Source organism: Nonomuraea ferruginea (assembly GCF_039540635.1).
In the GTDB taxonomy this organism is placed as follows: domain Bacteria; phylum Actinomycetota; class Actinomycetes; order Streptosporangiales; family Streptosporangiaceae; genus Nonomuraea; species Nonomuraea ferruginea.
The window spans coordinates 201,856-214,187 of record NZ_BAABFD010000012.1 but is presented as its reverse complement, the minus strand read 5'-3'; the positions used below and the strand labels follow the sequence as shown (position 1 = coordinate 214,187).

The following is a 12,332-nucleotide window of genomic DNA, read 5'->3' as shown; positions in this document are numbered from 1 at the left end:
GCGTGACGGAGCAGGTCGACCTGGAGGCGGGCACCTACGAGGTGCTGCGGAACCGGCTCGGCGCCCAGGCCAGGGCGCTGGCCGCGGCCGCCGAGGCGGTCAACGCGGCGCGGCTGGAGGTGTTCGGCGGGGCGGAGCTGCGGCTGCTGGGCACCGAGCGGATCCGCACCGAGAACAACTGCGTCCCCAGGGACATCGTGTCCCTGGGTGAGGTGATGTTGTTCGGCTACAACGTCTTCATCGGGCTCAAGCCGGAGACGTCGGTGTCGGACGTGTTCGCGGTGCACCGCTTCGCCCGGGAGGGCGACGGGTTCCGGTTCGAGCAGGGCAAGCTGGAGGCGCTGGACGACCCGGCGTTCAAGAAGGACTTCGCCGAGCTCTACCGCTACTACAAGGAGACCCGGCTGAAGCAGCTCCGGCGGGTCGAGGGCAAGCTGCTGGCGGTGTTCAGGACAGGGCCGGCCGACATCCGGGTGCTGCGCTGGGCAGTCAGCCCCACCGGAGTCACGAAATATCTGGACAACAGGGGGGAGCGCGACCACGTCTTCCCCCCGTCCCACGACTTCGAGTGGACCCCGGCCACCCGCGACGACCACGTGCTCGGCCGGCACCCGCACATCGACATCCAGGGCGAGGTGTTCGTCGAGACGCTCGGCGGCGACCTCACCATCAAGATCGAGAACAACACGGAGACCGGCGAGGGCATCTACGCCGAGCCGGTCGCCGAACCGCTGCAGAGCCTGGCGGACGCCGACGTCGAGCACGCCCGCGTCGGCCCGCTCATCCTCATGCGGATCAGGCCGTACAAGGAGGACGCCTGGCGGCACCTGGTCTTCAACACCCGCACCAAGGCCGTGACCAGGCTCGACGGCATCGGCCAGGCCTGCCAGCGGCTGCCCGAGGACCAGGGCCTGATCTTCCCCGGCGGCTACTACCTGACCACCGGCGCCAGCAAGACGTTCGACACCGACGTGGCGGACCTGGAGTTCGAGCGGGTCGTGCGCGCGCCCAACGGCGAGGACGCGCTCTACGTCTTCCACGCCAGGGACGACGGCCGCTCGCTGCTGCTGCCGTACAACGTGATCAGGAAGGAGGTGGCCAACCCCATCGTCTGCCACGGGTACTCGCTGTTCGACGACGGCACGATGGTGGTCTTCCGCGCCACTTCCGAGGAGCCGACGCGGGTGCACCCGATGCAGGTGTGGCAGACGCCGTACGTCTCCGACACCTTCGCGGCCGCGCAGCCCGCCGGCACCGGCCCGCTGGAGCGGATCGGCAACGCCGAGCTGGTCCGGGGCATCTCCGACTGCCTGTCGGTCACCCGCATGGTGGAGGAGATGGCGCCGTCGGCCGCCACGTTCGAGGCGCTGATCGCCGCCTGCACGCGCTCCTTCGACAGCTACCACTGGCTGGCCGAGCACGGCCTGAGCGAGCCGCTCGCCGACGTGCGCGCCACCGCCGAGCAGGTGCTCGACGAGTACGAGCACGTCGAGCAGCTCACCGCCCAGGCCGCCGCCACGCTCGCCGAGGCCGACGAGGAGGTCACCCAGCTGGTCAGGCGGGCCGGGGCGGACGCGCCCGGCACCGCCGACGGGTGGGTGAGCCTGCTGGCCACGCTCCGCCGGGCCCAGGGCCACCTGGTGACGCTCCGCGAGGTGCGCTACATCGACACCGGCCGGCTGGACGAGCTGGCCGCGACCCTGGCCGGCGAGCTGGACGAGGCGGGCAGGCGGGCCGTGGCCTTCCTGGAAGGGGAGGACGCGTTCACCGGCTACCACGCGGCCGTCGAGGCGCTGGCCGCCGACGCGGCGGCGATCGCGACCGCCGCCGAGGCCGAGCCCGTCGCCGGACGGCTCGCCGAGCAGTCCGAGGGCCTGGAAGTGGTGACCGAGGTGGTCGGCTCCCTCGACATCGCCGACGCCACCGTGCGCACCGCCATCCTGGGCCGCATCGCCGAGGTGCTCGGCGGGGTCAACCGGGCGCGGGCGGTGCTCGACGGCCGCCGCCGCGAGCTGCTGAGCAGTGAGGGCAGGGCCGCGTTCGCCGCCGAGTTCGCGCTGCTCGGCCAGGCCATCACCGGTGCGCTGGCGATGGCCGACACCCCCGACAGGTGCGACGAGCAGCTCGGCCGGCTCATGCTGCAGATCGAGAACCTGGAGTCGCGCTTCGGCGAGATCGACGACTTCGCCGAACAGCTCGGCGGCAAGCGCGACGACGTGTACGAGGCGTTCTCGTCGTGCAAGCAGGCCCAGCTCGACGCCCTCGCCCGGCGCGCGGACCGGCTGTTCGCCTCCGCCGACCGCATCCTGGCCAGCGTCACCCGCAGGATCGCCACGCTCGGCTCGCCCGACGAGATCAACACGTACTTCGCCACCGACCAGATGGTGACCAAGCTCCGCTCGGTGGCGGCCGAGCTGCGCGAGCTCGGCGACTCCGTACGGGCCGAGGAGCTGGACGGGCGGGTCAAGGCGGCGCAGCAGGAGGCCGGGCGGGCGCTGCGCGACCGGCTCGACCTGTTCGCGGACGGCGGCGAGACGATCAGGCTGGGCCGTCACCGGTTCGCGGTGAACACCCAGCCCATCGACCTCACGCTGGTGCCTCACGACCAGGAGATGCAGCTGGCCATCACCGGCACCGACTTCCGGTCGCCGGCGCCGGCCTCGTTCGCCGACACCCGGCCCTTCTGGGAGCAGCTGCTGGTGTCGGAGACGCCCGAGGTCTACCGGGCCGAGTACCTGGCGGCCTCGCTGCTCGACCGGGTCACGCCGGGCGACGACCTGGACCGCCTGGTCCGGGAGGCCGCCGCGGCCCGCTACGACGAGGGCTACGAGCGGGGCGTGCACGACCACGACGCCGCCGCGATCCTCGGCGCGCTGATCCGGCTGCGCGACGGCGCGGGCCTGCTGCGCTACCCGCCCGAGGCGCGGGCCGCGGCCCAGCTCTTCTGGGCGCACGGCGTGGACGAGGTTTCACGTAAAACATTGGCCACCAGGGCCGTGTCGCTGGTGCGGGCCCGCGAGGTGTTCGGCCCCGGGCCCGCGCTCGCCACGCTCTCCGCCGAGCTGGGCGCGCTGATCGCCGCCTTCCTGGCGACGGCCGGCCTGCCCGACACCGACGCCGCGCTCGCCGGTGAGTATCTGGTGGAGGAGCTGGCCGGCAAGCCCGCCGGGTTCGTCACCGGCAAGACGGCCCGCGACCTGCTGGAGGGGTTCCACCACACGCTCGGGCCGGTCAGGACACGCGAGTTCGAGTCCGACCTCAAGGCCGTCGCCCTGCCGGAGCAGGTGCAGCTCGCCCGTGCCTGGCTCGGCGCTTACGCGCAGGGGCCCGAGCTGGCCGAAGCCGTCGCCGTGCAGCTGTGCGACCTGCCCAGGCACGACTCCGGCGCCACCGTCACCGCCACCGTGGAGAACCTGCTCGGCTCGCACCCGCGGATCGCCGGCAGGAAGCTGGAGATCCGGCTGGACGAGCTGCTGGCCAGGACCCGGCGGTTCGCGGCCGAGCGGGTGCCGGGCTTTCGCGCGTACCAGAAGCGGCGCACCGAGCTGGTCGCCGCCGAGCGGGAGCGGCTGCGGCTGGAGGAGTACAAGCCCAAGGTGATGAGCGCGTTCGTGCGCAACCGGCTGCTCGACGAGGTGTACCTGCCGCTGATCGGCGACAACCTGGCCAAGCAGCTCGGCTCGACGGGCGAGGGCAAGCGCACCGACCAGATGGGCCTGCTGCTGCTCATCTCGCCGCCCGGCTACGGCAAGACGACGCTGATGGAGTACGTGGCCAGCCGGCTCGGGCTGCTGTTCGTCAAGGTGAACGGGCCCGCGCTGGGGCACGACGTGACCTCGCTGGACCCGGCCGAGGCGCCCAACGCGACCGCCAGGCAGGAGGTGGAGAAGATCTCGTTCGCGCTGGAGGCGGGCAACAACACGCTGCTGTACCTGGACGACATCCAGCACACCTCGCCCGAGCTGCTGCAGAAGTTCATCTCGCTCTGTGACGCGCAGCGGCGCATCGAGGGCGTCTGGAACGGCCGCACCCGCACCTACGACCTGCGCGGCAAGCGGTTCGCCGTGTGCATGGCCGGCAACCCGTACACCGAGTCGGGGCAGCGTTTCCGGATCCCGGACATGCTCGCCAACCGGGCCGACGTGTGGAACCTGGGCGACGTGCTGTCGGGCCGGGACGACCTGTTCGCGCTCAGCTACGTCGACAACGCGCTCACGTCCAACCCGGTGCTCGCGCCGCTGTCGGCCCGCGACCGGTCGGACGTGGAGCTGCTGGTGCGACTGGCCAGGGGCGACGCCTCGGTACGGCCCGACCAGCTGAAGCACCCGTACACCAAGCCCGAGCTGGACCAGCTGCTCAGCGTGCTGCGCAAGCTGGTGCGGGTGCAGGAGGTGGTGCTGGCCAACAACCGGGCCTACATCGCCTCCGCCGCCCAGGCCGACTCCTCGCGCACCGAGCCGCCGTACCGGCTGCAGGGCTCGTACCGGAACATGAACAAGCTGGCCGAGCGGATCGTCCCGGCGATGAACGACGACGAGCTGGAGGCGCTCGTCGACGACCACTACCTCGGCGAGGCGCAGACGCTCACCGCGGACGCGGAGGCGAACCTGCTCAAGCTGGCGGAGCTGCGCGGCCGCCTCAGCCCGGAGCAGGCGGCCCGCTGGGCCGAGATCAAGGCCGCCTACCTGCGGGACAAGGCGCTGGGCGGCGACGCCGACGACCCGATGGGCCGGGCGGTCGGCGCGCTGGGCCTGCTGGCGGACCAGGTCCGTGACGTGGGCTCGGCGATCAGGAACCGCTGACGGGTCAGGTTTCCTGCCGGGTCAGGGCGGCGGTGGCGTCGCGCTGGATCGCCGTGGCCCGGCCGAGGAAGTCGAGGATGAGCTCCAGCTGCTCGTCGGTGTAGCGCTCGTACAGGCCGGCCAGGCCGGTCACCAGCGGCACGAACAGCTCGTCGAAACCGGCCAGCCGCTCCCAGTCGACCTCCACGATGACGCGGCGCCGGTCCTTGGGGTGGCGGGCCCGCCGCGCCAGCCCTTTGGCCTCCAGCCGGTCGATCAGGTTGCTGACGGTGGCGGGGGCCAGGCCGGTGTGCCGGCAGATCTCCCCCGCCGTCAGCGGACCGAGGCGTTGCAGCAGGTCGATGGTCTTCTCTTCGCTCATGCCGAGGCCCAGCCGCTCGCCCATGGCCGTGTGGTACATGACGGCGGCGTTGCTGTTCTCCCGCCCGGCCGTGGTCAGGGCGTCGAGCAATTTCTTTCGGCGATCCGAAACATCTCTGGCCATACGACCTCGCCTCGGCATATATTTCGTTCGGACGAACGAAAGGTTATCACGATGAAGGCTCTCATCACAGGGTGCGGGATCGGCGGCCCCGCCATCGCCATGGCGCTGCGCGAAGTGGGCATCGACGCCGAGATCCACGAGGCGTACGACGCCGGGGCCGAGGGCGTGGGCGCGTTCCTCAACGTCGCCTCCAACGGGATGGCCGCGCTGCGCGTGCTCAGGCTGCACCACGAGGTGGCGCGCGCCGGCATCCCCACCCCCGACATGGTCATGTGGAGCGGCACGGGCAAGCGCCTGGGCCGGGTGCCCAACGGGATGGCGCTGGACGACGGCACGGTGAGCCACACGATCCTGCGCTCGGACCTGTACCGGATCCTGCGGGACGCCGCCGCCGCACGGGGCGTCCCGATCGCCTACGGCAAGCGCATGGTCTCCTTCGACGACACCGGCTCCCAGGTGGTGGCCCGGTACGAGGACGGCACGAGCGCGACCGGCGACCTGCTGATCGCGGCCGACGGCGTGCACTCGCGCACCCGGCGGCTGCTCGACCCCGAGGCGCCCGAACCGCGCTACACCGGCCTGTACAACTGCGGCGGCATCATCAAGGACCCGAACATCACCGGCGAACCCGGCGTCTACCACATGATGTTCGGCAGGCGCGCGTTCTTCGGCTACACGGTGACCGGCGACGGCGAGACGTGGTGGTTCGCGAACCTGCCTCGCGCCCTCGGCGACGAGCCCGCGGACTGGCGGGCGGTGCTGGAGGAGGCGTTCGCGGACGACGCCGGCATCGCCGCCGGTCTGGTCCGGCGCGCCGACCTGGGCCAGGTGCTCCCCATCCACGACCTGCCGCCGGTGCCCGTGTGGCACCGCGGCAGGGTGGTGCTCACCGGCGACGCCGCGCACGCCACCTCGCCCAGTTCGGGGCAGGGCGCGTCGCAGGCCGTCGAGGACGCCGTGGTGCTCGCCCGCTGCCTGCGCGACGCCGCCGGCCACCGGGAGGCGTTCGGCCGGTACGAGAGCGAGCGGCGCGAGCGGGCCGAGCGGGTGGTCGCCTACGCCAGGAGGATCAGCAGCAGCAAGGCCGCCGGGCCGGTCGGCCGCATCTTCAGGGACGCGCTGCTGCCGATCATCCTGAGGCGTCAGGCGAACCAGGAGTCACTCGCCTGGATGTACCGTCACCAGGTCAGCCTGTGACACCGACTCCGCGCTCGCGGGAAGCAGCGGCAGCCGCACGTCGGGGGTGGGGATGAGACCGCGGGCGTGCAGCACGCCCTTGATCACCGTCGGGTTCGGCTCGGCGAACAGCGCGGCCGACAGCCGGGCCAGCCGGTGCCCCAGCGTCCTGGCCCTGGTCACGTCGCCCGCGCGCCAGGCCGTGACCAGCTCCGCGAACGCGTCCGTGGCCAGGTGCGCGGAGGCCATGATGCCGCCGGACGCGCCGAGGGCGAGCAGCGGCGAGATGAACGCGTCGTCCCCGCCCAGCACGTCGAACCCGTCCGGCAGGTCCCCGAGCAGGTCCACCGCGTCCTGGTCGACGCCCCCCGCCGCGTACTTGACGGCGGCCACGCGCGGATGGGCGCCGAGCCGCCGCAGGGTCGCCGCGCTTACGGCCTGCCCGGTCCGGTAGGGGATGTGGTAGATGACCAGCGGCACCGGCGTCTCCTCGGCCAGCGCCTCGAAGTGCGCGATCACCCCGCGCTCCGACGGCCGCAGGAAGTACGGCACGGTGACGAGCGCCGCGTCCACCCCGCCGGGCAGCTCCTTCAGCGCCTGTCCGACCGAGCGGGTGTCGTTGCCGGCGACCCCGACGGTCAGCGGCACGCCGCGCTCCCGGCAGGCGGCCGCGCAGGTCTCGATCACCCGGCTCCGCTCGTCCGGCGTCAGGGCCGCGACCTCTCCCGTCGTGCCCAGCGCGACCAGCCCCGAGGCGCCCTGGCCGAGCACGTGGTCGGCCAGCTTGCCGAGCGCGTCGAACGCCACCTCGCCGTCCGGTCCGTACGGAGTGATCAGCGGTACATGGATGCCTGTGAACATATCTCCAGCCTGGCCCGGAAGGACACGTAAGGTCCAGCGACGTTTTCTAAGCTGCATCGTAAGATGAGCTGATGCTGGACCCTCGCAAGCTCCACCTCCTGCGCGAACTGTCCCGGCGCGGCACCATCGCGGCCGTCGCCGAGGCCGCCGCGTTCACCCCGTCGGCGGTCTCCCAGCAACTCAGCGCGCTGGAGCGGGAGGCGGGCGTGCCGCTGCTCCAACGCACCGGCCGCACCGTGACGCTCACCCCGGCGGGCCGCCTGCTCGTCGAGCACGCCCAGGCCGTGCTCGAACAGCTCGAACGCGCCTCCGCCGCCCTGGCCGCCGTCCGGGGCGGACCGTCCGGCCCGCTGCGCGTCGGCGCCTTCCCCACCGCGGCCCGCGTCCTGCTGCCGCCCGCGCTCGCCACGCTCGCCGCCGCCCACCCAGGGCTGGTGCCGATGATCTCCGAGATCGACCCCGCCGACGTCTCCGCCGCCCTGCGCGCCGGGGAGCTCGACGTCGCGCTCGTGCACGAGTACGACTTCGTGCCGCCGGTCACCGACGACGCCCTGGAGACCGAGCCGCTCTTCGCCGAGCCCATGTACCTCACCGACCGGCCCGCCATCGCCGCGGCCGCCGGCGACCCGTGGATCGCCGGCACGCCCGGCACCCTGTGCCACACGATGACGATCAGGGCCTGCCAGGCGGCCGGGTTCGAGCCGGACGTGCGCCACCACATCGACGACTTCGACACCGTGCTGTCGTTCGCGGCGGCCGGGCAGGGCGTGGCGCTGGTGCCCCGCCTCGCGGCCCTCTCCCCGCCGTCCGGGGTGCGGCTCACCCCGCTCCCCCTGCACCGCCGCACGCTCGCGGCCTTCAGGCGGGGGTACGGAGAGCATCCGGCGATCCAGGCGGCCATCGCCGCCTTCCACGAGGCCCTCGCCGGCCTCAGTCTCTGAGCACGGCGTCCAGCACGGCCGCGGTGCCGGGCCGGTCGAAGACGTCGTAGTCGCCGGCCGTGACCGCCACCACCAGGTCCCGCGACGGGATCACGAGCAGCCGCTGGCCCCCGTTTCCTGAGGCGCTCACGGCCGGCGTCGCGCCCGTCTCCACGTACCAGTGATAGCCGTAGTGGCGGTCCCCGTCGATCGGCACCCGCGGCCGGAGCGCCTCCCGGAGCCAGCTCTCCGGCACCACACCGTCGCCCCCGCGCAGCACCATCACGCCGATCGCCGCCAGGTCACGGGGCGTCAGGCGCAGCCCCGCCGCCGCCAGCGGCACCCCGTCCGCCCCCTTCGTCCACTCGAACGCGCCGATGCCCAGCGGCTCGAACAACACCTGCCTCGCGTACTCGTCCAGCGGCCTGCCCGCGCCCCGGGCGATGATCCCGCCCAGCAGCGCCGTCGCCCCGCCGCAGTAGGACCACCGCGTGCCCGGCTCCTCGACGATCGGGCGCTCCAGGACGTAGCGGTAGCGGTCGGGGGCCTCCTCCATCGCGATCTCGCTGTTCGCGGCGCTCGTGTACGGCACGCTCTCGTCCCATTCGAGGCCGAGGGTCATGGTGAGCGCGTGCTCGACGGTGAGAGCCGCGTCCGCCAGGTCCCGATGCGCGGGGAACTGGTCGAGGAGCCGCTCGCCCGGATCCGGCACCAGGCCGCTCTCCAGCGCGATCCCGTACAGCAGCGCCACCACGCTCTTGGTGATGGACCGCACGTCGTGCGGCGTGCCGGCGTCGAACGTGACATGCCCCAGCGGGTCGCCCAAACGGAAGTCCTGCCCCGCGCCGTACCGCTCCAGCACCCGCTCGCCGCGCTGGACCACCACGATCCCGTGCAGCCCGGGCGCCTCACCGGCGTTCAGTACGGCGTCCAGCCGATCCACCATGCCCGTCATGGCCTCCATCCTGGTCTAATTCCTGACACCGTGTCAGGCTCGATCGCGTGGGTAGCTGGAGAACGCGCGCGGGCGCCAGCACCCAGGGCAGGTGACATGCACAAGACAGACCCCTTTCCCTTCGAACTTTCGGTGACGGTCAGCGAACGGACCCCGGCGGCCATCGAAGCGGCCGCCTATCCCCTGGCGGAACGGTTCTTCGGCAGCGACGCGGAGGTCCACGTCGTCAGCGCCAAGGTCCAACCGGACCCGGACCACCACGACCGTTTCACAGCCACCGTCGTCTTCCGCCGAACCATCACCTAGCGGCGTCCCGCACGCCCTGGGCCGCGGTGCGGCAGAACGCTCACGTACTGTTCGGCAGAACGCCCACAGGAGTACCGGCAGAACGACCACGCCCACATCGGCAGAACGACCACGCACTGCTGATGACCTGCACGGCCACCGAGGTCTTCAACCACATGAACGCCTGACGCCGCCCGTACCAAAGGGCTCGCCCAACCAGGCGCTCCGCGCCCCTCGCAAGCTCGGCGTGCTTCCCGGGCCTTCGGCCCTCTTCGCGCGAGGGCAAGCCCTCGCGCTGTCGTCCGGGGAAGACGGCGGCAGAGCGCTTTCACAGTCACCGGCAGAACGCTCACCAGCCCATCGGCAGACCGACCACGTGACCTCCGGCAGAACGCTCACGCGTCGGAGTTGGTCACGATGGTCCAGTTGGATGGGACGCGTACCCCGAACGGCTCACGTGACTCGCGCGTCTTGCCCAATCACCCTCCGTAAGGCATGATGGGGGCTGCCGCACCCCCTGGGGTGCGGAAGTGAGGCCGGGCCTCCCGATGGAATCGGGCGTCCGGCCTTTGCGTTTCCCGCTTCATCCGACGCATACCAGGCGTGTCTTCGGCGCGAGCATCTCATAGCAGCCTGTTCGGTCGTCCAGCCACCACGTCGTAGCGCCCACTACGGCGTCTGCCGCCCACAGAAGCGGCTCGCTGACGGATGGCTGCCATCTGACCACCAAATCGTGGGGAAGGGTTCGCGCGCGACGCATACCCGTCAGGAGGCCCCGATCGAGGTGATCCTGTTCGGCGGAACGAGCTTCGATGACAACCTCGGAGCACCCCGCCAGGCTGACTTCGCCGAGAAGCCGTTCGAGACATCGGCGGCGCGCGCGTTCGGTGCGAACTGCGCGATCGTGGATGTAGATCGTGACGATTCCGTGGATGGGCATCTCTGTGAGCCGCTGGGCTATGGCGAACTGCCGCTTGACGGGCTCGTCACGCCAATGCAGGCGAGGGCTCTTGCCGACCCGGAGCGATTCAAGTGCGACACGGATGTCGTCTTGGTCGACGGAGTCGATGACGACCGCGGCCATCGCGTAGACGCTGTCGTCGCCAGGGCGCCGACGGAGGCTCTCATCAACATAGGCCATAAGCATTAAGTAAAGATATAGCTACTCACAGTAAAAAGATGTTGTCCTATATGCACGTTCGGGCTGTCGGGCTCACCGAACGCGCCAGTCCTCCTTGCGGGGCGGGTAGGCGAAGGTCTGGGTGTCGGCCCAGTCCTCGCCGACGTTGCGGTAGTCGTGATCAGCCTCGCCGGCCGTGTGCTCGCGGCCGATGTCGACCTCGTCACTGATCGACCAGACACCGTCCACCTGCTGCTCAACGGTGTAGTAGAACTCGTTGAAGCCCGATGAGGACACCGAGGTGTTGACGATGGTGAGCGAGCTCCTCCCGGTGGTCAGCTCCGGTGGCAGCTCGACGACCTGGTCCCGCCACTTGTAGGTGCTCTCGCCGAGCAGCGGCCGCCATTCCGCCGCCGGCCGGCCGTTCACCGTGATGGTGGCGTGCTGCAGGGCGACGCCCACGTCCAGGCGGCGGATCAGCCGTACGGCGGTGTGGGCGGGGTCGACGGTCACGGTGAACCGGCTCCACCCGCCGCGGGGGAACGCGCGGCCGTCGTCGGTGACGAGGTGGCCGGGGTCCATGGTGCGGACGGGCAGGTCTTCGGGCACGCCGTGGCGGGACCTGACCGACAGGGCGATGACGGCGCCCGAGACCACGACCGCCACGAGCGCGGCGAGCAGGACGGCCCGCTGCCGGCTTCCTCCGGACCCGCGAACCGTCACCGCCTCGGCGGTCCCCTGATCCGCGAGCGGCGCGCCGGCGGGAGGTTCGCGGTCCTCACCGATGGCCATCCGGGTGATCCGCACCCGCTCCCACGCGCGTTCCCATGCCGGGATCTGCTGCTCGGGCACCCGGCAGGCCCGCAGGAACGCCAGCATCACCGCCTTCTTGGGGAAACGCCGCCCGGCCAGCATGTCGGCGCACGTCGCCCGGGGAAGCCGGGCCCCGCCCGCCCGGTCGGCCCGCGACTCCAGCTCCCGCAGCGACACGTCGGCCCTGGCGAACTGCTCGGCCAGCACCCTCACCAGCTCCGCGTGTGAGCCCACCCGTTCCAGCGCCTGATCGACAGACCGAAGATCTGGGCCCTCTTTGGGGTTCTCGTTCATCGTCGCGCAGAACCTTGCCCTCTCCCGACCAAGGGATGTCCACCAAGTGACTCCAAGTGTACGAGCAATTACCCAGAGCGTCCGGCGTCGACCACCGTGCGTCCCGGCGCGATCGAGTCCGGCCGAGTCCGTCCGACGCGCTGTTGGACACCCCCGCCGCCCGGCTTACCTGAGTGCCGAGGCGCCGACCGGCGCCTGACACCACCACACCGGGAGAACGACATGACACTCCACACCGAGGAAGACAAGAAGGCGGCACTGCGGGAGAACCCGGCCGTGACCGAGGTCCTGGCGCAGTTCGGCGACGGCGCCGAAGCCCTGCTGGACGAGCTGGCGGCCGGACTCAGCGCCGAGCAGATCGAGGCGATACCCCCGTCACCCGCCGTACCGCGGGACGACGTGGCCATCGCGGCGCTGAACTGCTGGAAGGCTCGGGCCGTGTACGCGGTCTACCAGCTGTTCGGCATGGCGGTCTGCACCATCGTCGGCGGCTACACGGGCGGGCTGGCCGCCATCGCGTGCCGCTTGATCAAGGCCGCCGCCGGCAAGGCGATCGACTGGAACCGCCTCTGCTGACGCGCCGAGCCCCGCCCGCACCCGCGCCACGCGGGCGGGGGCCGCG

Annotated in this window: 10 protein-coding genes; 5 read left to right on the top strand and 5 right to left on the bottom strand. The window is 71.6% G+C overall.

Annotated features, from left to right (window positions below):
- Positions 1–2: 2 nt before the first annotated feature.
- Positions 3–4,802, top strand: a complete 4,800-nt coding sequence (locus tag ABD999_RS23455; protein WP_271277292.1) for a DNA repair ATPase — start codon at positions 3–5, stop codon at positions 4,800–4,802.
- Positions 4,803–4,806: 4 nt separating this feature from the next.
- Here ABD999_RS23455 and ABD999_RS23450 read toward each other — a convergent pair whose 3' ends face one another.
- Complete coding sequence (locus ABD999_RS23450) at positions 4,807–5,253, bottom strand: MarR family winged helix-turn-helix transcriptional regulator (protein ID WP_271277293.1); 447 nt, start codon at positions 5,251–5,253, stop codon at positions 4,807–4,809.
- 84 nt (positions 5,254–5,337) lie between these two features.
- Between ABD999_RS23450 and ABD999_RS23445 the strand changes: the two genes are divergently transcribed.
- Positions 5,338–6,483, top strand: a complete 1,146-nt coding sequence (locus ABD999_RS23445) for an FAD-dependent monooxygenase (RefSeq protein ID WP_271277294.1) — start codon at positions 5,338–5,340, stop codon at positions 6,481–6,483.
- Here ABD999_RS23445 and dapA read toward each other — a convergent pair.
- Positions 6,445–7,323 carry a 4-hydroxy-tetrahydrodipicolinate synthase gene (dapA, locus tag ABD999_RS23440; protein ID WP_271277295.1) on the bottom strand — a complete coding sequence of 293 codons (879 nt, stop codon included), beginning with the start codon at positions 7,321–7,323 and terminating at the stop codon, positions 6,445–6,447. The two genes, ABD999_RS23445 and dapA, sit on opposite strands and share 39 nt — an antisense overlap.
- Positions 7,324–7,394: 71 nt before the next feature.
- On the opposite strand from dapA, the gene ABD999_RS23435 reads away from it, so the two are divergent.
- A complete protein-coding gene (locus ABD999_RS23435; protein WP_148036029.1) occupies positions 7,395–8,264 on the top strand; it encodes a LysR family transcriptional regulator in 870 nt (289 codons plus the stop codon).
- Here the strand turns inward: ABD999_RS23435 and ABD999_RS23430 are convergent.
- On the bottom strand, positions 8,254–9,198 hold the full coding sequence (locus tag ABD999_RS23430; RefSeq protein ID WP_271277296.1) for a serine hydrolase domain-containing protein: 945 nt from the start codon (positions 9,196–9,198) through the stop codon (positions 8,254–8,256). The two genes, ABD999_RS23435 and ABD999_RS23430, sit on opposite strands and share 11 nt — an antisense overlap.
- A 96-nt stretch (positions 9,199–9,294) precedes the next feature.
- On the opposite strand from ABD999_RS23430, the gene ABD999_RS23425 reads away from it, so the two are divergent.
- Positions 9,295–9,504 (top strand): hypothetical protein, encoded by a 210-nt coding sequence (locus ABD999_RS23425; RefSeq protein WP_148036027.1) that lies wholly within the window; start codon positions 9,295–9,297, stop codon positions 9,502–9,504.
- Positions 9,505–10,066: 562 nt separating this feature from the next.
- On the opposite strand, the gene ABD999_RS43970 is transcribed toward ABD999_RS23425, so the two are convergent.
- Entirely contained in the window at positions 10,067–10,567 is a 501-nt protein-coding gene (locus ABD999_RS43970; RefSeq protein ID WP_425571061.1) for a hypothetical protein, read from the bottom strand.
- Positions 10,568–10,696: 129 nt separating this feature from the next.
- Positions 10,697–11,650: a hypothetical protein gene (locus tag ABD999_RS23415; protein ID WP_271277298.1), complete on the bottom strand. Its 954-nt coding sequence runs from the start codon at positions 11,648–11,650 to the stop codon at positions 10,697–10,699.
- 282 nt (positions 11,651–11,932) lie between these two features.
- Between ABD999_RS23415 and ABD999_RS23410 the strand changes: the two genes are divergently transcribed.
- Positions 11,933–12,286 carry a hypothetical protein gene (locus ABD999_RS23410; protein WP_148036025.1) on the top strand — a complete coding sequence of 118 codons (354 nt, stop codon included), beginning with the start codon at positions 11,933–11,935 and terminating at the stop codon, positions 12,284–12,286.
- Positions 12,287–12,332: the final 46 nt, after the last annotated feature.

Coding starts and splice junctions, on each gene's coding strand:
- ABD999_RS23410 (WP_148036025.1), top strand. CDS start 11,933: ATGACACTCCACACCGAGGAAGACAAGAAGGCGGCACTGCGGGAGAAC.
- ABD999_RS43970 (WP_425571061.1), bottom strand. CDS start 10,567: ATGGCCGCGGTCGTCATCGACTCCGTCGACCAAGACGACATCCGTGTC.
- ABD999_RS23445 (WP_271277294.1), top strand. CDS start 5,338: ATGAAGGCTCTCATCACAGGGTGCGGGATCGGCGGCCCCGCCATCGCC.
- ABD999_RS23425 (WP_148036027.1), top strand. CDS start 9,295: ATGCACAAGACAGACCCCTTTCCCTTCGAACTTTCGGTGACGGTCAGC.
- dapA (WP_271277295.1), bottom strand. CDS start 7,323: ATGTTCACAGGCATCCATGTACCGCTGATCACTCCGTACGGACCGGAC.
- ABD999_RS23435 (WP_148036029.1), top strand. CDS start 7,395: ATGCTGGACCCTCGCAAGCTCCACCTCCTGCGCGAACTGTCCCGGCGC.
- ABD999_RS23430 (WP_271277296.1), bottom strand. CDS start 9,198: ATGACGGGCATGGTGGATCGGCTGGACGCCGTACTGAACGCCGGTGAG.